Origin of the sequence: Bacillus cereus group sp. MYBK245-2 (assembly GCF_051916145.1) — a bacterium.
Lineage (GTDB): Bacteria > Bacillota > Bacilli > Bacillales > Bacillaceae_G > Bacillus_A > Bacillus_A pacificus.
The window spans coordinates 163,785-189,102 of the sequence record NZ_JBQAGB010000001.1 but is presented as its reverse complement, the minus strand read 5'-3'; the positions used below and the strand labels follow the sequence as shown (position 1 = coordinate 189,102).

The window sequence follows — 25,318 nt, the reverse complement described above, 5'->3', positions numbered from 1 at the left end:
GGAGGAGAAAAACATGCTGGACACTTTACTAATAAATATCGGTCAATTACTAACAATGGATCAAGAAGATGGCTTGTTAAGACGGGAAGCGATGAACACGCTTCCTGTTATCGAAAACGGTGCGGTTGGAATTGAAAATGGTGTAATCACTTTCGTTGGAACAGCAGAAGAAGCAAAAGGACTTCAGGCAAAAGAAGTTATTGATTGTGGCGGGAAAATGGTTTCTCCTGGTCTTGTTGATCCGCATACCCACCTTGTATTTGGTGGATCTCGTGAAAATGAAATCGCGCTAAAATTACAAGGAGTTCCATACTTAGAAATTTTAGAACAAGGCGGAGGTATTCTTTCAACTGTAAATGCAACGAAACAATCGTCGAAAGAAGAGCTTGTTCAAAAGGCGAAATTCCATTTAGACCGTATGCTATCTTTCGGAGTTACAACTGTAGAAGCGAAGAGTGGTTACGGATTAGATGATGAGACGGAATGGAAACAATTAGAGGCAACTGCACAATTACAAAAAGAACATCCAATCGATTTAGTGTCAACGTTTTTAGGTGCTCATGCAGTTCCAAAAGAGTATAAAGGTAGATCGAAAGAATTTTTACAATGGATGTTAGATTTATTACCAGAAATGAAAGAGAAGCAATTAGCGGAATTCGTTGATATTTTCTGTGAAACAGGTGTGTTCTCTGTTGAAGAGTCAAAAGAGTTTTTATTAAAAGCGAAAGAGCTTGGATTTGATGTGAAAATTCATGCGGATGAAATTGACCCTCTTGGTGGTGCGGAAGCAGCGGCTGAAATTGGTGCAGCATCAGCGGACCATTTAGTTGGTGCTTCTGATAAAGGAATTGAAATGCTTGCAAACTCTAATACAGTAGCGACTTTATTACCAGGAACAACTTTCTATTTAAATAAAGAAAGCTTTGCACGCGGCCGAAAAATGATTGATGAAGGTGTTGCAGTTGCGTTAGCTACAGACTTTAACCCGGGCAGCTGTCCAACGGAAAACATTCAGCTTATTATGAGCATCGCAATGCTGAAGTTGAAAATGACACCAGAAGAAGTTTGGAATGCGGTAACAGTTAACTCTTCTTACGCAATTAATCGTGGCGATGTAGCTGGGAAAATTAGAGTAGGTCGCAAGGCAGATCTAGTGCTATGGGATGCTTATAATTATGCTTACGTACCGTATCATTACGGCGTAAGTCATGTAAATACAGTATGGAAGAATGGTAATATCGCATATACAAGAGGTGAACAATCGTGGAGCACGGCCACTATTTAAAGAAAAATGCCAAGTTTATCGATCGTGAAGTGACAAAATGGAGTGAAATGATTAAAGATTGGGAGGAAGGCGTGGAAATATTCGGTGCGGCCTTAATTGGAGCACCCCTTTCTAAACCATCTATTAGTCATTCAGGAGCAAGTTTTGCTCCAAAAACAATTCGTGCGATGTTAGATGCATATAGCACGTACGCAGTTACAGAAGAACATGATATGAAAGAAAGTGTCTTATATGATTGCGGAGATATTACGATGCATGTGACGGATATAAAAGAAAGTCATAACCGAATTGCGAAAACAGTTGGTCATGTAACGAAAGTAAATCCGAACATGATACCAATCGTTCTTGGTGGGGATCATTCGATTAGTTTTCCGAGTATAACAGGATTTGCAAATAGTAAAGGGAAGATCGGTATTATTCAATTTGATGCCCATCATGATTTGCGCAACTTAGAAGATGGTGGTCCGTCAAATGGTACACCGTTCCGTAGTTTACTAGAAAATGGTGTTATTACAGGAAAACAACTCGTTCAAATCGGTATTCGTAATTTTTCAAATGCACGAGCGTACCATGAATATGCAAAAGAACATGGCGTGACAGTGTATACAATGAAAGATGTACGAGAGCGAGAAATAAAAGATATTATGACGGAAAGTATCGAAGTATTAAGAAAGCAAGGCGTGACTTCTATTTATATTTCTCTTGATATGGATGTACTAGATCAAGCATTTGCGCCAGGTTGTCCAGCGATTGGTCCTGGGGGAATGGATAGCGCGACTTTACTGGATGCGATTGAATTTCTTGGCAAAGAACCTCTCGTTCAAGGGATGGATATTGTAGAAATTGATCCAACTCTTGATTTCAGAGATATGACGAGCCGAGTAGCTGCGCAAGTGATTATGAGTTTTCTTTTGGCGAGGGAGACGATCAGGAAAGAGATTCGTATATAAGGAGAAACCTCTCTATTTTATTAGAGAGGTTTTTCTATATACGAATATTACTAGGTAAGAGCGTATAAATTGACGTTACTATCTAAAAGTAAGTATGATGCGATTGTAGTAAGAATTTTTTTAGGGGGAAAAAACATGACAAGTTCGAACAAGAAAGCGGCAAGTATTTATGAAGGAACAAATGTAAACGCTTGGGGATCTTTTGAAAATATTGAAGAAACGAAGTTGTTTGATCAGATTCAAGTCGGAGCTTGGTCTCTTCGTAATCGCATAGCAATGGCACCAATGACAAGATGCTTTGCAGATAATGAAACTGGAGTAGTTGGTGCTGATGTAGCGGAATACTACAGAAAACGTGCTGCTGACGGAGTTGGATTAATTATTACAGAAGGAATTGTCATTAGTCCGAGAGCGAAAGGGAATCCAGGAGTACCAGGGATTTATACGCAAGAACAAATCGATTCTTGGAAACCTGTTACAGAGGCAGTACATAAAGAAGGCGGAACGATTATTGCTCAAATATGGCATGTTGGACGTATGAGTCATCACGAAATAATTGGTGGGCAAATGCCGCAAGCGCCTTCTGCAATCGCTGCAGAAGGGAATGTTCCGCGTTTTCGTAAACCATTTGATACACCAGAAGCAATGACGTTAGAAGAAATACAAGAAGTTATCAGTCAATACGCACAAGCTGCGAAAAACGCGATCGAAGCTGGATTTGATGGGGTAGAAATTCACGGTGCACACGGATATTTAATTGATCAATTTACTTATGAGTTTGCTAATAAGCGTACTGATAAATATGGCGGTGACTTAAAGCAAAGGTTAACGTTTATGAAAGAAGTAACAGAGGCTGTAATAGAAGCAGTTGGAGCTGATAAAACACTTCTTCGTTTCTCTGCTTTTAAAGGGGATAATCCTACTTATATGTGGGAAAACCCTGAGCTGGCAGTTGAAACATTCGTAAATATGTTTAAAGAAGTTGGATTAACGATGATTCACCCTTCAACGATGAATTATACGCAAGTGATTGCTGACGGAAAGAATTTTCATCAATTAGTAAGAAAATATTGGGATGGTACGATTGTTGGGGTTGGTAATTTGAATCCGAAAGAGGCAGAAGAAGCACTGCAAGAAGGAACAATTGACATAGCTGCATTCGGAAGACCGTTAATTGCTAATCCAGATTTTGTTCATCGAATTAAACATGCTGAAAGTTTAGTTGAATATGACGCGAAAGAGCATCTTGCTACATTAATTTGAATAAAGATAAAAGGAGAACACATGGAGTGTTCTCCTTTTATTATGGAATTTCATAGGGGGAAGCGAGATGAGTGAAACGCTACTCGTTATTATTAGTATATTACTATTATTAATGTTGATTTTAATCGTCTTTTTTATTATCACATTTTTTATAAAAAAACGGACGCATCATTCTATTTTAAAATTACATCCATACTTAGGAAGAATGCGTTACTTACTGGAAAAGATAGGGCCGGAATTCCGACAATATTGGTTTGATCACGATACAGATGGAAAACCTTTTTCACGTTACGATTTTCAAAGTGTTATGTTTTTAGCGAAGTATCGCTCTGAAATACTTGGTTTTGGGTCGAAACGAGATTTTGAAGCATCTGGTTATTATATTGCTAATACGTTGTTTCCGGTATTAACAGAAGAATTAAGTGTGAACGTAACGCAAGAACGTGAAGGGAAAAAGTATGTGATTCATAAAGAAGGATTATTTTCACGGAGAGAAAAATTGACAGCGGATACAACGAATCTTTGGTTATACGAAGAAGACGATGCAATTATCGTCGGCGAAAATCGTAAATATCCATGGAAACTGTATGGCATGTTTGGGGCATCAGCAACTTCTTACGGTGCGATTGGCGAAAATTATATTTTAGCGAGCGGCTTTGGAGCGAAAATGGCAGGCGGATCGTGGATTAATACTGGTGAAGGTGGCGTTATTCCAGAACATTTACATACAGGGGCGAATATCGTGGCGCAAATTGGTCCAGGGCTATTTGGATACCGTGATGAGGACGGGAATTTTTCAATGGAGAAATTTATGGAGAAAGTGAAAGAAAGTAATATTAAAGCATTTGAATTGAAATTTGGGCAAGGTGCGAAAATACGTGGTGGTCATTTAGAGGGGCAAAAAGTAAATGAGAAAATTGCTTCGGTTCGGAATGTACGAGTAGGAGAGACGATTAATTCTCCGAATCGATTTTCATTTTTGAACAATGCAGCAGATACACTTTATTTTATTCAGCGTTTGCAAGAAACTGGCGGGAAACCAATCGGTATGAAAATTGTAATTGGACAGCAGGAGCCGTTGGAAGATTTATTTAAAACGATGAAAGAGTTAAATATCTATCCGGATTTTATTACAATTGACGGTTCAGAAGGTGGATCAGGAGCAACATATAAATCGATGGCAGATAGTATGGGGATGCCGCTTATTCCAGCGTTACTGACATGTATTGATACAGCGAATCATTATGGTGTTCGTGATAAATTCAAAGTGTTTGCCTCGGGGAAATTAATTACACCAGATAAAGTGGCAATTGCTTTAGCGATTGGTGCAGATGCTGTAAACTCGGCACGTGGTTTTATGATGGCAAGCGGTTGTATTATGGCGCTGCAATGTAATTCTGGCCAATGTCCATCTGGTGTTGCCACGACGAATCCGCACTATCAAAAAGCACTAGATCCGTATGAGAAGAAGTGGCGAGTCATGAATTATATAATAAGTATGAGATATAGTTTGTTCTCACTTGCAGCAGCAGCGGGAGTAAAGAGTCCACGTCATTTAACGAGAGAGCATATTGTGTTCAAGGATGAGATGGGGCGGGTAGTTTCTCTTTCAGATTTGTTTCCTATAGTAAATCGAACTTAAAAGTATATTTGAAATGTAAGATTTTCAGGAGGAATAATCATATTCTTTAGAAAATATTAGGAGTATAATGGAAAGGCTTTTAAAAATAAATATTTTTAGGGAGAGATTCACTTGCAGCAAGGTTCGTACAGTATTACAATTTTTTTACTCGTTATAGGGCTCGTTATATTTAGACGTATGCGTTCTATGAATCGACCAATTAAAAATAAAGGAAGACGACTATTATTGCCATTATTCTTTTTATTTCCAGGTTTTTCTTTATATGCAGCACCAATCCAACTTGCTGGTTGGAAAATTGGGATAGTTGCTGGGATTGGACTGTTATTATCAATTCCACTTATTATTTTAAGTGGATATGAAATCAGAGAAGATGGTCAAATTTATGCAAAAAAAAGTATTGCTTTTATTGCTACATTTTTAGTTATCGTTCTTTTACGTGCTTATTTTAGAAGACATTTACAAGGTTTAGATCCAAAGTCAATTGGCATTCTTTTCTACACCCTTGCGGTTTGTTATATAGTACCTTGGCGTATTGGGTGCTATATGAAATTCCGGAAAGTATATGTAGAGAAAGAGAGATTTGCGATGCCAATAAGCTGAAAGTCATACATTCGTATGGCTTTTTTCTTTTAAAATTTTTCGGATGAAAAATGAAAATAAGATGTGAAAAAACACACCGTGTTATTTTCTGAATATTTTTACTTTTATTTCTTTTGAAACCCGGGTAATCCACTGGGATAAAGGCGTTTATGAAGGTTTTCATATGTAGTAAAAAACACCTGTTCACTTGAAAGAACAAAAAATGTTTGTTAAGGTAGGGAACCATAAGCGAAAACAAGAAAATAGAAAAAGTCATTTTTCGAAATTTTGAATGGCTTATGTAACTAAGGGAGAGATTTGGTGAAGATTGAGATTATGGTTTCGCTTGCTATTTATATGGCAGGTATGTTGTATATCGGTTATTGGTCTTATAAGAAGACATCCGATTTATCAGATTATATGTTAGGCGGAAGGGGACTCGGTCCAGCAGTTACAGCTTTATCAGCTGGTGCTTCTGACATGAGTGGTTGGATGCTAATGGGATTACCTGGTGCGATGTATGCGACAGGGTTATCAAGTGTGTGGATTGCGATAGGTTTATTAATAGGTGCTTATGCAAACTATTTAATTCTTGCCCCGCGTTTGCGAACGTATACAGAAGTGGCTAATGATTCAATTACGATTCCAGACTTTTTAGAGAATCGATTTAAAGATCGTACGAAAATACTTCGTTTTGTCTCCGCTATCGTCATTTTAGTATTTTTCACATTTTATGCGTCGGCTGGTTTAGTATCAGGTGGACGTTTGTTTGAAAATTCTTTCAACCTTGATTATAAAATTGGTTTATTTGTAACTGTCGGTGTCGTAGTTGCTTATACACTATTCGGTGGTTTTTTAGCAGTAAGTTGGACCGACTTTGTGCAAGGGTGTATTATGTTTATTGCTCTCGTATTAGTACCAATTGTTGCTTTTACAGATGTCGGTGGTGTAACAGAGACATACAATACGATTAAGCAAGTTGATGCATCGCATTTAGATATGTTTAAAGGGACCACAATTCTTGGTATTATTTCCTTTTTAGCATGGGGTCTTGGGTATTTTGGTCAACCACATATTATTGTCCGCTTTATGGCAATTACCTCTATTAAAGATTTGAAAACTTCTCGTAGAATCGGTATCGGTTGGATGGCGATTTCCATTATAGGTGCAATGCTTACTGGCTTGGTTGGTATCGCCTACTATGCTAAAAATAATGGGACATTACAAGACCCAGAAATGGTCTTTGTAACATTCTCAAACATTTTATTCCATCCGTACATTACCGGGTTTTTATTGTCAGCTATATTAGCTTCTATAATGAGTAGTATTTCCTCGCAATTACTTGTTATTTCAAGTGCAGTAACGGAAGATTTCTATAAAACATTTTTCCGTCGTAACGCAAGTGATAAAGAACTTGTATTTATCGGTAGACTGTCAGTTTTAGTAGTAGCTATGATCGCAGTTGTTTTAGCGTATCATCCAAGTGATACAATTTTAACACTCGTCGGTTATGCTTGGGCAGGATTTGGTTCAGCATTCGGACCTGCCATTTTATTAAGTTTATATTGGAAAAGAACGAACAAATGGGGCGTTCTTGCTGGGATGATTGTTGGTGCAGTAGTTGTAATTACTTGGGTACAAATTCCAAGTTTAAAAGCGACTATGTATGAAATGGTACCTGGATTCTTCTGTAGCTTATTAGCTGTGATTGTTGTAAGTTTAGTAACGAAAGAACCAGTTAAAGCAATTCATCGTGAATTTAATGAGATGGAAGCAGTGCTGGAAGAAGAAACGAAATGATTTGAAAAGGGAGTAAACGGTGAATAGCGTTTACTCCCTTTTCATTTTAAATGAAATAAGTAACTTGTTGACAAAGAAAAGTAAGTAACTTATAATAAGTGTTAAGTTCGAGGTAAATGATATTCTAAATCACGTTTTATCCCACTTTAATGGGCAGTAAGCCCCCCACTGATTATGGTATTAAAGTGAGTAAATTTTTTGGAAACTATCTTGAAATCGAGATAATTTCGATAAGTTAAACGTTAATGTGTAATTTTATAATTAATATCTCGAATTCGAGATAAAATTATCATGACGGATTTTACTTTCTAGTATGGACAAAATGAATAATGAATTTTAATGTAAAGCAATTTTTATAATGAATTAAAAAGGAGTGGACGAAATGGAAAAGAAAACAATGGGGATACATCACATTACAGCAATTGTAGGACATCCACAAGAAAATGTAGATTTTTATGCTGGTGTATTAGGTTTACGTTTAGTGAAACAAACAGTAAATTTTGATGATCCGGGTACGTACCATCTTTATTTTGGTAATGAAGGAGGAAAGCCTGGAACAATTATTACGTTTTTCCCATGGGCAGGTGCTCGTCAAGGAGTTATTGGTGACGGTCAAGTAGGTATCACTTCTTATGTTGTACCAAAAGGTGCAATGGAGTTTTGGGAGAATAGATTAGAAAAATTCGATGTTTCATATACAAAAATGACTCGATTTGGAGAGCGGTATTTAGAATTTGATGATCCACATGGTTTGCATATAGAATTAGTAGAAAGAGAAGAGGGTGAATTAAATAATTGGACGTTTGGAGAAGTTACGCCAGAAGTAGCAATTAAAGGATTTGGTGGTGCGGTTCTATTATCGGCACAGCCTCAAAAAACTGCTGAACTGTTAGAACATATTATGGGTCTTGAGAAAATTGGAGAAGAGGGTGAATTCGTTCGATTCCGTTCTTCTGCTAAGATTGGAAATATTATCGACTTGAGGTTATCAACAATCGGTCGTGGCCAAATGGGCGTTGGTACAGTGCATCATATTGCTTGGAGAGCGAGTGACGATGCTGATCAGCTAGACTGGAAAGAGCATGTGTCCCGTTTTGGATACCACGTAACTCCTGTACAAGATCGTAATTATTTTAACGCAATTTATTTTAGAGAACACGGTGAAATTTTATTTGAAATTGCAACAGATCCTCCTGGTTTCGCTCATGATGAATCGTTAGAGACAATGGGTGAGGAATTAAAATTACCGGAACAATATGAACAGCATAGAAAACAGATTGAACAAACGCTTTTGCCGTTTGAAGTGAGACATTTAGATTAAAGTGATTGAAAGGGGAAAAGGATTATGATGAAACATGTTTTTCAAAAAGGAAAAGATACGTCAAAACCAGTGTTGTTATTACTTCATGGTACAGGAGGAAACGAATTAGATTTATTACCACTTGCAGAAATAGTTGATCCGGAAGCATCTGTATTAAGTGTTAGAGGAAATGTATTAGAAAATGGCATGCCACGTTTCTTCCGTAGATTGGCAGAAGGCATTTTTGATGAAGAAGATTTGATTTTCCGTACGAAGGAATTAAATGAGTTTTTAGATGAAGCTTCAAAAGCATATGAATTTGATAGAAATAACATTGTAGCTATCGGGTATTCAAATGGAGCAAACATTGCGGCAAGCTTATTATTCCATTACGAAAATGCATTAAAAGGTGCTGTGCTTCATCACCCAATGGTGCCTAGAAGAGGAACACAATTGCCTAATTTAGCTGGGAAATCCGTGTTTATTGCTGCTGGGACAAATGATCCAATTTGTTCATCTTCTGAGTCAGAGGAATTGAAGCTACTATTAGAAAATGCAAACGCTAATGTAACAATGCATTGGGAAAATAGAGGACATCAATTAACGATGGGTGAAGTAGAAAAAGCAAAAGAATGGTATGGAAAAACAGTTCTATAAGTATAAATAATAAAAGAAGCATCTGCTAATCGTTAGCAGATGCTTCTTTTATTATTTAAGACTGGATTGCAAGGTGGGGTGAAGAAAGTGGTAGGTGAATATCGACGACCGTACCTTTATTTAATTCACTTGAAATGTGTAATTTACCATGATGTTCTTCAATTATTTTGTAACACATCATTAATCCTAGCCCTGTGCCTTTTTCTTTTAAACTATAAAACGGTTCGCCTAAACGGGAGATACGATCTTCTGGGATACCGCAACCTTCATCGATAATCCGTATTAAGATGAAATTCCCCTCTAATGGTTTTGTTTGGATGAAAATATTTCCGCCATTGGGCATTGCTTCAATCGCATTTTTTAATATATTTATAAAAACTTGTTTTAATTGGTTACCGTCACATTGAATGTCATATACGTAATCAAAATGATCCATAATGATATGAACGCTATGCATAATTGCGGTTGGTAAAATAAATGTAACTACCTCTTCAATTAAAGTTTGTATGTTACAAGTTTGGATTGCTAATACTTGTGGTTTAGACATCGCCATAAATTGACTCGTGATAGATTCCATCTGTGAAATTTCACTTAACATAACATCGATATACCACTTCTGCTCCTCATTTATTTCAGGGAGTAGCAATGTTAGAAAACCTTTTAGAGAAGTGAGTGGATTTCGAATTTCATGAGCGATTCCAGCTGTCAGTTGTCCGACTACTGCGAGCTTTTCAGATTTTCGTAATAACTTTTCCGTTTCCTTTAGCTCAGTAATATCTCTTCCCATTACGATAAGACCTTTACGGGAGCCGTCAGGGTGATAGAGAGGAACTTTCGATATACTTAAGATTAGGTCGAAATCATCTCTATGAATAATAAATTCTTCACCATGAAGAATTTGTCTTTGTTGCCATGCTAATTCATCGACTTCTTCACAATGTAAAAAAGCTTCTCGGTACGCTTCATTATATTGAATGAGTTCACTATCTTTTTTTCCGTGGTAAGGTACATGATGGAAATTGAAGCAAGAAAGTGCGTAGTCATTTGCCTCAAGCCAGCGCCCTTCATGATCTTTAAATATAACAAACGCAGGCATGGAGTTTACTAATGTACGTAACCTCTTCTCACTTTCTTTAAGCTTTTTCTCAATTCTTTCTGATTTTTCAAGAGGCTTCATAATGGCATATACGCCAGTTAGACGATTTTGGACAAAAATAGGAACTAGTTTTGTCACGACATCTAATAAGAATCCATCTTTATGATAAATAGATAAAATATACTCTTGTTGATTATCCGCTTCCGTATTCTTTATATTTTGTAATACTTGCTCAGAAATATGAGCTTCTAAAATCGAGGTAATGCTTTTCCGCTCTAACTCTGAAGAAGTGTAACCTAGTATTCTTTCGGCAGAAGGATTAGTGTGTATAATAATTCCCTCTAAATTTAATGAAATAATACCATCAGGGTTGTGTTCGAACAGAGATGCGTACATTTCTGTTAATGAACAATCTTGTATATGGTTGCGTAAACGTCTAGAAATGTTCGGATGACGTTTTCTTTGAGTTGATGAATATTTTTTACGACTCATAATAGTTCCTCCGTACAAATAGCATCTAAAAAGATTTGTCTATTCATAACTATAATATAGATGTAATGTGTATTTCTATAAAAAATGGAAGTTATAGAATAAATTTTGTTTTCTTTATTTTTCGCAAAGTGAATGTAGGGTAGTAATAAGGGGAGCTTATATTGTTTTATAAACCTTTTGTAAGTTACAGGAGTAGGTTTTCCTTATAATATTAGGATAGAGGAGGGGGAGAGAAAATGAAAAATTATATTCAAGGGATCGATCATGTACAAGTAGCTGCGCCTGTAGGGTGTGAAGAAGAAGCACGAGAATTTTATGGTGAAAAAATAGGTATGGAGGAAATTCCGAAGCCAGAGGAATTAAAGAAACGTGGTGGATGTTGGTTTAAGTGTGGAAATCAAGAGATTCATATCGGAGTTGAGCAAAACTTCAAGCCAGCAAAAAAGGCGCATCCAGCTTTTTATGTTTTAAAAATTGATGAATTTAAACAAGAGTTAATAAAGCAAGGTATGGAAGTAATAGATGACCATGCACGTCCAGATGTAATTAGATTTTACGTATCAGATCCGTTCGGAAATCGAATTGAATTTATGGAAAATAAAAACTAGGTGGAAATCCACCTAGTTTTTTAACCTTTTCTAAACAATCCTAATACTTCAACCGTTTCGGTAATGTTAACGAATGCATGAGGGTCAATTTCAGAAATTGTTAATTTCATACTTGCTAATTCTTCTCGAGAAACAACGGTCATAAGTACACGTTTCTTTTCGCTAGAATAAGCACCTTCGCCATCAAGTAATGTAATGCCACGTACAACAGTTGAAAGAAGTTGTTTTTTCATTTTTTCCGCTTCATTTGTTACAATCATAAGTGTAACCTTTCGATGTTTCGTATGAATAGCATCGATAACTTTACCAGTTACATAAATGGAAAGTAAGCTTGTAAGGGCAACATCCCAAGTGAAGAAGAATCCTGCAATAATAACAACGACTGCATTTAAAATAATAAGGAATCCACCAAGTTTAATGTCTCTTTTGCGAGACAACAACATACCGATAATATCAAATCCACCAGTTGATCCATTACAGTTAAAAACAAGACCGATACCAGCTCCGGCAATGACACCACCAAAGATGGAAGATAAAAGTGGATCTGTTGCTACGACTTTTACTGGAACGTAGTATAATGCAACAGATAATACAATAACAGAGACAATCGTGTTAAAAATTACTTTTTTTCCAAGGCCTATGTATCCTAAAATAAGGATAGGTAAGTTTAATACAAAGTTAATAATACCTGTGTTTACAGGAGTTACAATCCCTAAAATAATAGCAATTCCGCCAATTCCACTACTTAAAATTTTGTGGGGGATAAGGAAAAGATTAAAGGCAATCGCAATAATAATAGAACCAATAATAACACCAAGAAATCTGACCATCTCTTTCCCGTCCTTCACTAAAAAATTCATATTATTTCAAGATTATATATGATATTGAAAGTTTTGGGTAAAAACAGTTTATTTCGGTAAATTTGATTAATCAAAAGAATTTGAGTATTTTATCATTTGAAAGGGGATACAGTTGTGAAGATAAAAACATATCAACAGAAAAGCCCGTTGAAGCAAGAATGTGAGGATTCTTATTTTTGTAATGAAGAAAATAAGATATATGGTGTATGTGACGGTGCAACACCTCTCGTCCCGTTTCGTGATGAACAGGGACATAATGGAGCATACATCGCTTCGCATTTATTTGCAAGTTATTTTGCTTCATTACGTGAAAATCATAGTTTACCAGTTGCAGTTGCAAAAGCAAATGAAGCATTGCAAAGAAAAATGTTAGAATATAAGGTAGATACGAGAAAAAAAGAGCATTTGTGGTGCACATGTATTGCGGCAGTTCAAATAGGTGGAGAGAAAATTGAATACGCACAGTTAGGGGACTGTATGATTGTCGCAATACTTCGAAATGGAACAATACAAGTATTAACGAAAGACACAGTTGAAGGAATTAGCAAACGAGCAAAAAAGAAGAGAGAAGAAGATCGTAAACAAGGGTTATCTGTACTAGAAGAACATGTTTTTCAAGATGTGCGAGAACAGTTAAAATATAATCGTTATCTTGCAAATATGCAGGGCGGGTATTCCGTTGCAAACGGAATGAAAGAAGCGATACATTATTTACAGCATGGTGAATTACATATAGATGAAGTGAGCGGCATTTTTATTTGTTCAGACGGATTATTCCACCCAGATTGGTCGCTCGAACAAGCTGTTGCATATATAAGAAAGAATAGTATAAGTGAATATGTAGCAATTATCGAAAAGCTAGAAGGAGAAAAGAGAATAAGACCAGATGATAAAACAATGATGATGATTGATTTTTAAGGGAGGATGTTCAAATGGAAATTAAATGTGTTAATTTAACCTTTCAAGATGAATTAGTTCCTTTAGAAAAAGTGAATAAACTGATTATCCACCATACATCCGAAGATGGATGGGATGTATATCAAACACATGAGTTTCATCAAAAAGTAAGAGGATGGAGCGGGATTGGTTACAATTATTTTATTGAAGAAGATGGAACCATAGTTGAAGGACGAGGTTTACATATTGGAGCACATGCGAAAGATAATAATAGGGATACAATTGGAATATGTATGACAGGTAATTTTGATAAATACGATCCAACTCCTGCACAAATGAATGCATTATATTCTTTATGTAAAATGTTTATGAAGCAGTTTGCTATAAAGAAAGAAAATATACTTGGTCATAGAGAGCTAGAAGGGGTTACAAAAACTTGTCCTGGAAAGCGTTTTTCTATGGTAGAGTTAAGAAACGTACTATCATAAATATAGAGGAGTAACAAATGATGATGAATATAAAAATACCAAATGATAAAAAAGAAGAGCTAGTAGCACAAATTCAGCAATTTTTCGTTGAAGAAGATTTAGATGAAATTGGACGCTTCCAAGCAGAGCGTTTAATAGAAGAAATGATTAAATTAGTAGGACCATTTGCATACAATCAAGCAATTGGAGATGCTAGAAAGCTTGTAATAGAGAAATTATCTAATATTGAAGAAGATTTGTATGTGTTAGAGAAGAATGAAGGGAAATAAAAAAGACTAGAAATTCTAGTCTTTTTTTATTTGATTGATAGAAAAAACATGGAGAAAACACGGGAAGGACATTGAAAATACACCTTTTGTTTTTAGAATATTCTTAGTTTTAAAATACTTCAGAAAGGGAGAGCGTAATGAGATTAACGCCAAGAGAAATTGATAAACTGCTAGTAGTTGTTGCGGCTGATTTAGCTTATCGACGAAAGGAGAGGGGGCTTAAGTTAAACTATCCAGAAAGTATCGCTATTATTACGTATGAAATTTTGGAAGGAGCAAGAGATGGTAAAAATGTGGCGGAATTAATGGAGCTTGGAAAAAATATTTTAAGTGCTGAAGATGTTATGGATGGTATTGCAGACATGATATCAGATATTCAAGTCGAGGCAACTTTTCCTGATGGAACAAAATTAGTAACTATTCATCAACCAATTCATTAAAGGAAGTGAATGTTATGATTCCAGGGCAATATATTCTTGCGAAAGAAGACATAGTATGTAATGGAGATAAAAAAGTAACGAAAGTTAAGGTGTTAAATCAGGGAGATAGACCTATTCAAATTGGATCTCATTACCATTTTTATGAAGTGAATGAGGCATTAAAATTCGATCGTAGTGTAGTAATTGGACAACACTTAAATATTCCAGCGGGTACAGCTGTAAGATTTGAACCTGGAGATGAAAAAACGATTGAATTAGTTCCATATTCCGGGGAACAAAAAGTGTATGGATTTAAAAATAAAGTGGATGGCGATATTCAATCTTACACAAAAAGAGGGAGATAGCATGAGTTTTAAGATGTCACGTAAACAATATGCTGATTTATACGGTCCAACTACAGGAGATTCTATTCGTTTAGCGGATACACAATTATTCGCACACATTGAGCGAAATGCCACTGTATATGGTGATGAAGCTGTCTTTGGCGGAGGAAAATCAATTAGGGATGGTATGGGACAAAATTCACAACTTACAAGGGAACAGGGGGTTGTGGATGTTGTTATTACGAATGCAATTATTATTGATTATACGGGAATATATAAAGCGGATATTGGTATAAAAGATGGGAAAATTTCAGCAATTGGTAAGAGTGGTAATCCTTCGGTTATGGATAATATTGATATCATCATTGGAACATCGACGGAAGTAATTTCTGGTGAGCGAAAAATCGTTACAGCTGGAGGTATCGATACACATGTACATTTCATATCCCCACAACAAATTGATACAGCATTAGCTTCAGGTATAACAACTTTAATTGGTGGGGGAACAGGACCCGCAGAAGGGACTAAGGCAACTACAATAACACCTGGATCTTGGAACTTAAGAAAAATGCTAGAAGCAGCAGAAGCTTTTCCAATAAACCTTGGATTTTTAGGGAAAGGAAATAGTTCAAGTCTACCTGCCTTGGAAGAACAAATATTTGCAGGGGCTATCGGATTGAAAATTCATGAAGATTGGGGAGCGACTTCTTCCGCAATTAATCACTCGTTACAGATTGCTGATAAATATGATATTCAAGTCGCTATTCATACCGATACGTTAAATGAATGTGGTTTTGTGGAAGAAACGATAAAAGCTATTGATAATCGTGTTATTCATACGTACCATACTGAAGGGGCTGGAGGTGGGCATGCACCCGATATTATAAAGATTGCTGCACTAAATAATATTTTACCATCTTCAACGAACCCGACCTTGCCATATACAGTGAATACGCTGGATGAACATTTAGATATGCTTATGGTATGTCATCATTTAAAAGCCAATATTCCAGAAGATGTAATGTTTGCAGATTCAAGAATTCGAAAAGAAACAATTGCGGCAGAGGATATTTTGCAAGATTTAGGGGTTTTCAGCATGATTAGCTCTGACTCACAGGCGATGGGAAGGGTTGGAGAGGTTATTATTCGCAATTGGCAAACCGCCGATAAAATGAAAAAGCAGATTGGTAGTTTAGAGGGAGATAAAGAATATAACGATAATAATAGAATTCAACGCTATATAGCGAAGTATACAATTAATCCAGCTATTACACATGGGATTTCAGAATATGTCGGCTCTATTGAAGTAGGAAAGTACGCTGACCTTGTAATATGGGATCCGCAATTTTTTGGTGTTAAGCCAGATATGGTTTTGAAAAACGGGATGGTGGTGATGGCATTAATGGGAGACGAGAATGCTTCGATTCCTACACCACAACCATATTATGAAAAAAAGATGTTTGGTGCATATGGAAAAGCAGTACAGTCCAGTTCGATTACATTTGTATCGAAAGTAGCTTATGAGAATAATATTAAAGACAAATTAGGTTTAAATAAAGTTGTATTACCTGTTAAAAATACGAGAGAGATTTCGAAGCAAGATATGAAGCTAAATAATGCAACACCAGAAATTGAAGTGGATCCGCAGACATATGAAGTTAAAGTTGATGGAAAAGTAATCACGTGTGAAGCAGTAGATGTACTACCTATGGCTCAAAGATATTTTTTATTTTGATATAACGGGGGAGATAAAATGATTATTGAAAAAATTAATAACAATGTATGCAATATGGATGATTTTTCAAATACAAAAAAGCATCTTGATAAAATATTGATTTCTAGTGAGCTTTTACTGAAGAGGGTTCAGAAACTATATTCAGAATCTGGTTTTGAAATTGGGGTGTCTTTAGGTAGTGGAGAAACATTAAAGAACGGTGATATTTTATATGAAGATGAAAATCGAATTGTATATATTGAAGTATTACCAGAAGAAGTAATTGTAATTACTCCAACATCAATAAAAGAAATGGGAATCATTGCTCATAACTTAGGCAATAGACATTTACCAGCACAATTCGATGAAGGGTGCATGATTTTGGCGAATGACTACTTAGTAGAAGATTTGCTTAAAAAGGAAGGTGTTCCTTATCAAAAAGAAAATAGAGTATTACCAAAACCGTTCAAGCATGCTTCACACAAACATATTTAACCTACTTAACCTACTCCAAATTAGTGATTCTAACTTCCCAACAGGAAGTTTTAGTCACTCTTTTGGATTAGAAACGTTTATTCAAGAGGGACAAGTTACAAATAAAGCCGGATTTTTTAAATGGATGAATCGATATATAAAAGTGCAATTAACATACACGGACGGCTTAATTTGCAAATATACTTACGAAGCAATTAAGAATAATGAGGGAGAACAAATTACATTTTTAGATGATTTAATAACAGCACAAACATTGCCTTTTGAATGTAGAAAAGCAAATAGAATGATTAGTAAAAGTACTTCTAAATTATTGTGTGAATTGTTTTCATTTGTAAATTTAAATATATATAAAGAAAATATTATAGGTAATAAATTACAAGGTCATCCGAGTATCGTATATGGAATATTAGGAGCGGAATTGAAAATGACAATAGAAGAAACCCTCTTAGTTTTCTTATACTCAAGTGTTGGAAGTATAATTCAAAACGGTGTGAGAGCCATTCCTCTTGGACAAACAGACGGTCAAAAACTATTACAAGAATGTCATGGATTAATCTGTGAATCTATTGATAGAATTCAAATACTTTCATTAGATGATTTTGGATTGAATGATCCTGAATTCGAAATAAATCAAATGCAACATGAAGATGTAAATGTAAGGGTCTTCATGTCATAGGGAGGAAAAATAAAATGATAAAGCCTATTAAAATTGGTATCGGTGGCCCGGTAGGTGCTGGGAAAACAATGTTAGTTGAAAAGTTAACAAAACATCTAAATACAGATTATGAAATTGCAGCAATTACAAACGATATTTATACGAAAGAAGATGCAAAGATTTTATTGAAAACAGGTGTTTTACCAGAAGATAGAATTATTGGTGTAGAGACAGGAGGGTGTCCACATACAGCAATTCGAGAGGACGCTTCTATGAATTTTGAAGCAATTGAAGAACTCATGATTAGACATAATAATTTAGATATTATTTTTATTGAAAGTGGGGGTGATAATTTAGCTGCCACATTTAGTCCGGAGCTAGTGGATTTTTCAATTTATATTATTGATGTGGCGCAGGGAGAAAAGATTCCACGGAAAGGTGGGCAAGGAATGATTAAATCTGATGTATTTGTAATTAATAAAACGGATTTGGCACCTTATGTAGGGGCAGATCTTGGAGTTATGGAGCAGGATACAAAACATTACCGACATAATAAACCATACTTTTTTACAAATTTGAAGGATGAGGAAGGTTTACAAGAATTAATAAATTGGATGCGACAAAACATTATGTTAGAAGGATTGAAAAAATGAAATCTCCTACAGGTGTCTTAAACATTGATGTGATGGAAAAGAGAGATAAAACCGTACCTATTAAGGTTTATCATAAAGATGCCTTAAAAGTAACGCAGCCGATATATTTGGACAAGTATGGTAGAGCATATTACTATATTATGAATTCTGGTGGAGGCTATTTAAAAGGAGATTTCTATTCTATAAATATAAATGTTGGTAAAGATGCGAAAACATATATAACAAGCCAATCCGCAACGAAAGTTTACAAGACTCCAAATAGTTATGCTTTGCAAGAATTGAATTTTTATATTGGTCAGAATGCTGCTATGGAATATCTACCAGACCCGTTAATTATGTACAAGGACGCAGCATATAAGCAAAAAACAAATATATATATGCAAAATAATTCTACATTGATTTTATGTGATTCAGTTACGCCTGGCTGGTCGCCGAATATGGAGAAGTTCACATACCAATATTTTGATTCGCTAACAAAAATATATATGGAAAATAAACTTGTAGTATATGATCATTTATTGCTAAACCCTTTTAAAGAGTCATTAGATCAAATGGGAATATTAAATCAATATTCCCATTATGGTACTTTCATAGTTATTAATGAGAACGTTACAAATGACTTAATTGCAGCATTAAAAACATCGTTTTCTAACACTAACAATATGAAGATTGGAATAGCTTCTACGACATGTAAAGGCTTTGTCATACGCATACTTAGTCATAATACAGAGGATATGGAGTCTATATTTTTTCAGTGTCATCGTTTTGTTAGAGAAAATTGTCTGCATGAAGAATTAACATCCTATCGAAAATATTAAGTAGGAGAAGGGGATACTATGACTAATGTGGGATTATTATTTGTTGGTGCAGTTCTATTTATGAATTCACTAGCAGCTTTTAAACTCATTGATAGCAAAAGTGTAGGGTACTTTAATTTATTTGTAGGGGCACTACAAACTTTGACACCATTATATTTATTATTTACAGGAAGTCAATCCGATGAGTGGACTATCCTATCTAATGGAACTATCTTTTTATTTGGTTTTACTTATTTATATGTTGGTCTTACAAATATACTAAAACTTGATTCTTCAGGTGTAGGCTACTATTCTCTTTGGGTTGCTATCATTGCAACGGTTATGGGAATAGTGAATCAATTACATGAGAGTGGAGGCCTACAAAGTACAATAATTTGGTTCTTTTGGGCATTCCTTTGGTTTTTATTTTTCCTGCAAGATGGGTTGAAAAAGAAGATTCATATTTATGTAGGAATTGTATGCTTCGTTGAATCTTGGATTACTGCAACAGTACCAGCTCTGTTAACACTTACAAATCATACAGATGTATTAAATAATTTTGTAATTATTTTAGCGACTATTATAACGATCGTAGTTTTTATTATGGCACTTTTCGTTTTCAAAAGTATTCAATTTAAAGTAGAAAGGGCTAGTAACTATGTGGAAAAGTGAACTGAAGAAGGCAACTAAATTTTTTGTTATTATTATATTTCTTCATGTGCTTGGGATTCTCTTATTATTACCAGCACTGTATAAAGGTAATAGCATAATTGGAATGGCTATTATTGCATATTCTTTAGGATTGCGTCATGCGTTTGATAGTGATCATATTGTCGCAATTGATAATACTGTTCGGAAATTAATTGAAAAAGGTAAAAACTCACAGGGGGTGGGATTTTACTTCTCATTAGGACACTCTACAGTAGTATTTGTGATGATTGTATTAATTGCTTTAATTGGAAAAACGGCAAAACATGGAATGGAGAGTTTTTCTACTATAGGCGGTATTATTGGTACAATCGTTTCTAGCACATTCCTTATTATTATCGGTCTTACCAATCTGTTGTATCTTATTAAAGTGTTACGGAGCCAAGAAGATAAGCAACCAGAAAACTTAGGGTTTATATATCGTTTCGCACAACGTTTATTTAGTTTTATTAATAGTCAGAAGCAATTGTATATGATCGGTTTTTTATTTGGGCTCGGTTTTGATACAGCAAGTGAAATTGGATTAATTGCTCTTTCTACAGTAACTGCAACAAGTCAATCTATTCCACTTGTAAGTATATTTGCTTTCCCCATTTTATTTGCTGCAGGAATGTCATTGATGGATACATTAGATAGTACATTCATGAATACGAATTATAAGTGGGCAATGGAAAATAATCGAATAAGAAATTCGTATAATGTATTAATTACCTTAATATCTGTTATAACGGCTTTTTTAATAGGGGGATATCAACTATTATCTTTGCTTATTGAAAGCTATAATTTACAGGGACCGTTTTGGAATCTCATACAGGTAGTTAATTTTGATTATTTGGGTATATGTCTTGTTGTATTCTTTATTATTTCTCTTATTGTTTTTGTTGTATGGAATAGAAATGCCTTTAAAGAGCCACTTACAAAAAGTATAGAGAAATAAAAATATATCATATGTTATGTGGTTCATTATGTATATAAATAAAAACACGTTAGATGAAAATACATCTAACGTGTTTTTATTATTTATGCTCTTTATATTCATGTACTTTTTCTTTCACATTGCCAACCGTATCTTTAGCAGTGCCTTTTACTTTATCCCATTTTCCTTCAGCTTGTAATTTTTTATTGTCAGTTACTTTCCCGACAACTTCTTTTACTTCGCCTTTTACTTTATCAATAGCACCTTCTACTTTTTCTTTTAAACCATGATCATGTTTAGTCATACATTTCTCCTCCTTGTAGTTTGATTAGAGTTCTCTTTTCATATTGCAAGTTGAATGATGTATCTAGTAATAGCTTAACAAATACAGTTTGAATATTCAAATGATTAATGGTATAGAAAAGGAATTGTCATGGAATGTATAAGATTGTAATGGAAGGAGAAGGAATGTTAATTACATGTCTTTTGCAGTCCATATTGATTTTGTATAAGCAATTTTCATATGGGCACGTTCCATATTATTTTGACTGCTGCTACCGAATTTTGCTTGTCCGACTATTAAATGACAATTGGATTCAATAGCTGTCTCAATTCGTTTTTGAATTAAGGCAGTATGACAGCCTTTACGCTGAAATTCTGGCAAAGTAGCAGAAGCAGCTAATGAAGCAATCCCATTATTTATGTACAGAACACCAATGCCTGCAGGAGTATTTTGAACTTCGGCTATGAAAAAATGCCATCCTGGTTTATTATAAAGAATTTCGTTATTTTGGCGCACACCATCTTTTGTAAAGGATGGCATGTTAAATCCACGCACATATATGTCTGCAAAAATATGAAATTCATTTTCTTTTAGTTGGCGTACTGAAATGTTAGAAGGAAGAAGGGATGGATCTTCTCTCGGTATACTATATAAAGCGGTATGGAAGCTAGATTGATAAAAACCTTTTTCAGATAAGTAATGAAATAGTTCAGCTGTACCTTGAGCGGGTGTAATTTCAAAACGACAAGGGATTTGTAGTGATTGATAATAAGAGATAATTTCATCTAACTCATCTGTATTTGTAAATGTAATACCTTTTACCGTATTAAAAGCCGGACCAGCAATTACTTTTGATGAAAAAGCAGTGGCACTACCGAACTTTTTCATTTGTACTTGCATTGGATTTTCGTTTATTGCTTGTAATAGCGTTAATCTAGAAGAGAGCATATGTATTTCTGCGTTTTCAATTTCTTGAGCTGTATTAAACGTCATAATCGTATTCATAAAGTTCCTCCGTCAATAAATATATTTCATAGTACATATACGATGTTTGTTCTGAGATTCCTGTTGAAATGTAAGAGAATAAGAGGTTTTTTGGAAGGGAAATGGAAGTGAACTGTCGAAGGGAGTAGAAACAGATTAAAGGTGGTGCTCTCATGAAACAGAAAGACGTGCAGACATGCTCTAATTGTGGTTCTCAAAATATAGGAGAAGGTGAGTTTGTCGGTTATGCACAAATACGGAAAAAGGAGACGATGTTCACATCTTCACCGGTAGATGCTTATATTTGTACAGATTGCGGGAATGTCCTTTTATTAAAAGTACGACATTATGAAAAGTTTAAGCAGAAGCCGTTATGATTATTGAGAAGTGGTTTTATTAGAGAAATTAATAGGAGTAATATTTTACATATATATGAATACGCCTTATATAAAGAGATGACAACATATACTGTGTGGGATGCTTATTAATCGTTGCACAACATGCAAAAATGTATAGAAGAAATTGTGAATTAATATGAGAAAGAAAATTAGCCCTTCTTGGAATATTTCATATCGAAAACTCCTTTAAATGAATAAGGGAGTTTTTATTTTTTATAACAAAAATTACCTTTAATTGTTATAATTAGTTATTAGGAGAGGGTGATTTATTAACGCCACAATCTTAGAAGAAAAATAGCTAAATCGTATATAAAACCGCTATATAACACAATCGCAACCGTAAGTTGACAAAGTGCAACCACAGGAAGATAGAGATAAGTGCAATGTTTACATACAATTTAGGTAAGAAAACAAAGGGGGACACACATATGGGATTTGGTGAGAAGCTTTTTAAATTAAGAAAAGAAAAAGGTCTTTCTCAAGAAGCATTAGCCGAGAAATTAAACACAACAAGGCAAGCGGTTAGTAAATGGGAAAACGGTCAAGGTTTTCCTGAAACTGAAAAGTTAATAATGATTGGAAATGTATTTGAAGTATCACTTGATTATTTATTAAAGGAAACTGCTGAGCAAAGTAATGAAAATGTAGATGGATATTATGTAAGTCAGGAAATGGCAGAAGGGTATGTAGTGTATGGACAAAAAAATTCTAAATATATTGCGTTAGGATTTAGTTTGCTCATTTTATCGACAATACCGTATTTATTATTTAAAGAAAATGCAACAATGTCGACATTTCTTGTCATTATTATTGCTGTTCTTGGAATTGGAGCAATGATGGTACCTGCAACGATAGAAGAGAGTCGATACAATGTATTGAAAAAAGAAGAACTATTATTTGATCAAAACTTTCTAAAAGAATTGACAAAAAGATATGCGATTATTAAGAAAAAGTATGCGGCAGTAATGATCATTGGATTTTGTTTTATAGCCGCAGGCGCAATACCGTTTTTGTTTGAGAAAAAGCATATCACTTCAGGAGAATTAGTGCAGTATTACCCTTACTGTGTTGTACTTATTGCAATTGGAGTCTATCTTTTTGTTCGTGTGTTAGGAGTATTAGAGGTGTATCGAATTTTAGTAGAAAATAAAGAATATAGTAATCGTCTTATTTTTAAACTGAAAAAGAAAGTGAGAGAAAAAGTGGATAATTTTTAATAGGAGAAAACATACTTTTATGAAAAGTTAAGATAGGAGTGTAATGATGTCAAATCTTCTAGAAATTGAAAATTTAAGTAAATCATTTGGAAACAAAGTTGTTTTAAGAGATGTTTCTTTCAATGTGCCGTCTGGATCAATTGTTGGATTCATTGGTGACAATGGGGCAGGGAAATCAACAACTTTTAAAACAGTACTACAATTAATTTCTAAAGATAGTGGTACAGTCAAAATATTTGGTAAAGAAAATATAAATAAAGATGCCAAGAATAAGGGGAAGATTGGAGTCGTATTTGATGCTATGAATCTCCCGGCTCATCTTACAATAAAACAAATAAATAAGGTTTTTGAAAAGATGTTTGACTCTTGGGATAGAGAAAATTTTTACCGATTAGTTCATTCTTTCTCTTTACCTACTTATGAAAAAGTAGGTAGGTTTTCCCGTGGAATGTCGATGAAACTATCTATAGCTGTTGCATTATCACATAATGCCAAATTATTAATTCTAGATGAAGCGACGGGAGGTCTTGATCCTTCATCTAGGGAGCAGGTGTTAGAGGAATTAAAAAGTTTTGTGAATAAAAGTAATGGTGGTATATTACTTTCTTCACATATTATGAGTGATGTAGAAAAAATAGCTAGTCACCTTATTGTGATAAAAGATGGAGAAATTTTATTGAATGAAGAAAAGGATAAGGTTTTAGACAATTATGCCATTGTAGATGTTGATGAGGAACAACTAACTTTAATCAACAAAGATATAGTTGTGGTGAAAAGGAATAATGGTTCTTATTTCAATGTACTTGTATCAGATGTGCATAAACTACCAAATGGGATTGCTCATAGAACCATTTCGATAGAAGAAATAAGTGTTTTATTAACAAGGGGTGAAAAATAAATGAAAGGTTTATTATTGACAAACTATTATCTAGTGTATCGAACTTTCTTTACGTTCATGGGAATAGCGATATTAGGATCGGGATTTGTTTTTTATTTTGGTAATGCATCAATGTACCGTTTAATTGCTACATTCATTATCTTATTTGCTGCAATTCCTGCACTTGAAGTTATTAAGTATGAGAGTAAGTCGGGTTATGAAAAATATGTACTTACTTTACCGGTTACTAGAAATAACATTGTGCAAAGTCACTACCTTTTCTATTTTATAGTTGTAATTATTGGTACTTTATTATCGTATAGCATATTTTACGTACATGCTTCAGTTTCAGATACGCCAATTGATGATGATATATTTAAGAGTGTTTCTTTAGGGACGTTCATCATCCTTAATGCCGGAGCAATAGCCTATCCACTCCTCTATATTTTTGGAGCAGAAAAATCTGATGCTATTACAATTGGAGGCGCATGTGGGGGACTTGTTATTTATTTTGGATTACAAAGTGTAATTGGCTATTTAATAGGACAATTTCCAATATCAAATTTAAATTTATCTGTATACGTTTCAATTCTATATACAATATTTGGCGTTATCATATATATCTTTTCTTTTGTTATTTCGGTATTTATATATCGTAAGAAGGAATTTTAG

29 protein-coding genes are annotated in these 25,318 nt (G+C 34.7%); 25 read left to right on the top strand and 4 right to left on the bottom strand.

What is annotated here, in order from left to right; all coding sequences use genetic code 11:
• Positions 1-13 precede the first annotated feature (13 nt).
• From hutI to ACTFRN_RS00910, 8 genes are all read left to right on the top strand, one after another.
• Entirely contained in the window at positions 14-1,285 is a 1,272-nt protein-coding gene (gene hutI / locus ACTFRN_RS00945) for an imidazolonepropionase (protein ID WP_000887535.1), read from the top strand.
• Entirely contained in the window at positions 1,264-2,235 is a 972-nt protein-coding gene (gene hutG, locus ACTFRN_RS00940) for a formimidoylglutamase (protein ID WP_088106462.1), read from the top strand. The genes hutI and hutG overlap by 22 nt, the downstream gene beginning before the upstream one ends.
• A 135-nt stretch (positions 2,236-2,370) precedes the next feature.
• On the top strand, positions 2,371-3,498 hold the full coding sequence (locus ACTFRN_RS00935; RefSeq protein WP_074568003.1) for an alkene reductase: 1,128 nt from the start codon (positions 2,371-2,373) through the stop codon (positions 3,496-3,498).
• A 67-nt stretch (positions 3,499-3,565) separates the two neighbouring features.
• Positions 3,566-5,140, top strand: a complete 1,575-nt coding sequence (locus ACTFRN_RS00930; RefSeq protein WP_061183398.1) for an FMN-binding glutamate synthase family protein — start codon at positions 3,566-3,568, stop codon at positions 5,138-5,140.
• A gap of 111 nt (positions 5,141-5,251) precedes the next feature.
• The gene (locus ACTFRN_RS00925) at positions 5,252-5,740 is read left to right on the top strand and encodes a CcdC protein domain-containing protein (RefSeq protein ID WP_001183912.1); all 489 of its coding nucleotides are present in this window, start codon (positions 5,252-5,254) and stop codon (positions 5,738-5,740) included.
• A gap of 300 nt (positions 5,741-6,040) precedes the next feature.
• Positions 6,041-7,519, top strand: a complete 1,479-nt coding sequence (gene putP / locus ACTFRN_RS00920) for a sodium/proline symporter PutP (protein ID WP_000687613.1) — start codon at positions 6,041-6,043, stop codon at positions 7,517-7,519.
• Between the two features lie 382 nt (positions 7,520-7,901).
• Positions 7,902-8,840 carry a ring-cleaving dioxygenase gene (locus ACTFRN_RS00915; protein WP_000412747.1) on the top strand — a complete coding sequence of 313 codons (939 nt, stop codon included), beginning with the start codon at positions 7,902-7,904 and terminating at the stop codon, positions 8,838-8,840.
• 24 nt (positions 8,841-8,864) lie between these two features.
• On the top strand, positions 8,865-9,476 hold the full coding sequence (locus ACTFRN_RS00910; RefSeq protein WP_000975490.1) for an alpha/beta hydrolase: 612 nt from the start codon (positions 8,865-8,867) through the stop codon (positions 9,474-9,476).
• A 55-nt stretch (positions 9,477-9,531) separates the two neighbouring features.
• Here the strand turns inward: ACTFRN_RS00910 and ACTFRN_RS00905 are convergent, their stop codons facing one another.
• Positions 9,532-11,064 (bottom strand): BA3702 family sensor histidine kinase, encoded by a 1,533-nt coding sequence (locus ACTFRN_RS00905; protein WP_000087685.1) that lies wholly within the window; start codon positions 11,062-11,064, stop codon positions 9,532-9,534.
• Between the two features lie 236 nt (positions 11,065-11,300).
• Between ACTFRN_RS00905 and ACTFRN_RS00900 the strand changes: the two genes are divergently transcribed.
• Positions 11,301-11,672: a VOC family protein gene (locus ACTFRN_RS00900; protein ID WP_000800774.1), complete on the top strand. Its 372-nt coding sequence runs from the start codon at positions 11,301-11,303 to the stop codon at positions 11,670-11,672.
• A 20-nt stretch (positions 11,673-11,692) separates the two neighbouring features.
• Here the strand turns inward: ACTFRN_RS00900 and ACTFRN_RS00895 are convergent, their stop codons facing one another.
• Entirely contained in the window at positions 11,693-12,502 is an 810-nt protein-coding gene (locus ACTFRN_RS00895; protein WP_000251336.1) for a YitT family protein, read from the bottom strand.
• 126 nt (positions 12,503-12,628) lie between these two features.
• Between ACTFRN_RS00895 and ACTFRN_RS00890 the strand changes: the two genes are divergently transcribed.
• The 12 genes from ACTFRN_RS00890 (at position 12,629) to ACTFRN_RS00835 (ending at position 20,908) form a co-directional block, all read left to right on the top strand.
• Positions 12,629-13,450 (top strand): protein phosphatase 2C domain-containing protein, encoded by an 822-nt coding sequence (locus ACTFRN_RS00890; protein ID WP_041184503.1) that lies wholly within the window; start codon positions 12,629-12,631, stop codon positions 13,448-13,450.
• 14 nt (positions 13,451-13,464) lie between these two features.
• A complete protein-coding gene (locus tag ACTFRN_RS00885) occupies positions 13,465-13,917 on the top strand; it encodes a peptidoglycan recognition protein family protein (RefSeq protein WP_000402972.1) in 453 nt (150 codons plus the stop codon).
• Between the two features lie 17 nt (positions 13,918-13,934).
• Positions 13,935-14,186 carry a DUF2164 domain-containing protein gene (locus ACTFRN_RS00880; protein WP_041184504.1) on the top strand — a complete coding sequence of 84 codons (252 nt, stop codon included), beginning with the start codon at positions 13,935-13,937 and terminating at the stop codon, positions 14,184-14,186.
• A 137-nt stretch (positions 14,187-14,323) separates the two neighbouring features.
• Positions 14,324-14,626: an urease subunit gamma gene (locus ACTFRN_RS00875; RefSeq protein ID WP_001241327.1), complete on the top strand. Its 303-nt coding sequence runs from the start codon at positions 14,324-14,326 to the stop codon at positions 14,624-14,626.
• Positions 14,627-14,640: 14 nt separating this feature from the next.
• Positions 14,641-14,970: an urease subunit beta gene (locus tag ACTFRN_RS00870; RefSeq protein WP_000612159.1), complete on the top strand. Its 330-nt coding sequence runs from the start codon at positions 14,641-14,643 to the stop codon at positions 14,968-14,970.
• Position 14,971: 1 nt separating this feature from the next.
• Positions 14,972-16,684 carry an urease subunit alpha gene (ureC, locus tag ACTFRN_RS00865; protein ID WP_000008663.1) on the top strand — a complete coding sequence of 571 codons (1,713 nt, stop codon included), beginning with the start codon at positions 14,972-14,974 and terminating at the stop codon, positions 16,682-16,684.
• Positions 16,685-16,702: 18 nt separating this feature from the next.
• Positions 16,703-17,158: an urease accessory protein UreE gene (locus tag ACTFRN_RS00860; protein WP_000582801.1), complete on the top strand. Its 456-nt coding sequence runs from the start codon at positions 16,703-16,705 to the stop codon at positions 17,156-17,158.
• Positions 17,136-17,834, top strand: a complete 699-nt coding sequence (locus tag ACTFRN_RS00855; protein WP_000903409.1) for an urease accessory protein UreF — start codon at positions 17,136-17,138, stop codon at positions 17,832-17,834. Before ACTFRN_RS00860 ends, ACTFRN_RS00855 begins: the two co-directional genes overlap by 23 nt.
• Before the next feature lie 14 nt (positions 17,835-17,848).
• A complete protein-coding gene (ureG, locus tag ACTFRN_RS00850) occupies positions 17,849-18,466 on the top strand; it encodes an urease accessory protein UreG (RefSeq protein ID WP_000594924.1) in 618 nt (205 codons plus the stop codon).
• Entirely contained in the window at positions 18,463-19,284 is an 822-nt protein-coding gene (locus tag ACTFRN_RS00845) for an urease accessory protein UreD (RefSeq protein ID WP_000841917.1), read from the top strand. Before ureG ends, ACTFRN_RS00845 begins: the two co-directional genes overlap by 4 nt.
• Positions 19,285-19,302: 18 nt before the next feature.
• The gene (locus ACTFRN_RS00840; protein WP_000185992.1) at positions 19,303-19,935 is read left to right on the top strand and encodes an AmiS/UreI family transporter; all 633 of its coding nucleotides are present in this window, start codon (positions 19,303-19,305) and stop codon (positions 19,933-19,935) included.
• Positions 19,922-20,908, top strand: a complete 987-nt coding sequence (locus ACTFRN_RS00835; protein WP_000265975.1) for a HoxN/HupN/NixA family nickel/cobalt transporter — start codon at positions 19,922-19,924, stop codon at positions 20,906-20,908. Before ACTFRN_RS00840 ends, ACTFRN_RS00835 begins: the two co-directional genes overlap by 14 nt.
• Before the next feature lie 79 nt (positions 20,909-20,987).
• Here ACTFRN_RS00835 and ACTFRN_RS00830 read toward each other — a convergent pair whose 3' ends face one another.
• Entirely contained in the window at positions 20,988-21,191 is a 204-nt protein-coding gene (locus tag ACTFRN_RS00830; RefSeq protein WP_000160408.1) for a CsbD family protein, read from the bottom strand.
• Between the two features lie 171 nt (positions 21,192-21,362).
• Positions 21,363-22,175, bottom strand: coding sequence for a GNAT family N-acetyltransferase (locus ACTFRN_RS00825; RefSeq protein WP_049111148.1), 813 nt, complete (start codon positions 22,173-22,175; stop codon positions 21,363-21,365).
• 152 nt (positions 22,176-22,327) lie between these two features.
• Between ACTFRN_RS00825 and ACTFRN_RS00820 the strand changes: the two genes are divergently transcribed.
• From ACTFRN_RS00820 to ACTFRN_RS00805, 4 genes are all read left to right on the top strand, one after another.
• Positions 22,328-22,531 (top strand): hypothetical protein, encoded by a 204-nt coding sequence (locus ACTFRN_RS00820; RefSeq protein WP_000810212.1) that lies wholly within the window; start codon positions 22,328-22,330, stop codon positions 22,529-22,531.
• 449 nt (positions 22,532-22,980) lie between these two features.
• On the top strand, positions 22,981-23,769 hold the full coding sequence (locus ACTFRN_RS00815; protein ID WP_000505624.1) for a helix-turn-helix domain-containing protein: 789 nt from the start codon (positions 22,981-22,983) through the stop codon (positions 23,767-23,769).
• Between the two features lie 46 nt (positions 23,770-23,815).
• Positions 23,816-24,667, top strand: a complete 852-nt coding sequence (locus ACTFRN_RS00810) for an ABC transporter ATP-binding protein (RefSeq protein ID WP_000067335.1) — start codon at positions 23,816-23,818, stop codon at positions 24,665-24,667.
• Positions 24,668-25,318, top strand: a complete 651-nt coding sequence (locus ACTFRN_RS00805; protein ID WP_000677371.1) for an ABC-2 transporter permease — start codon at positions 24,668-24,670, stop codon at positions 25,316-25,318.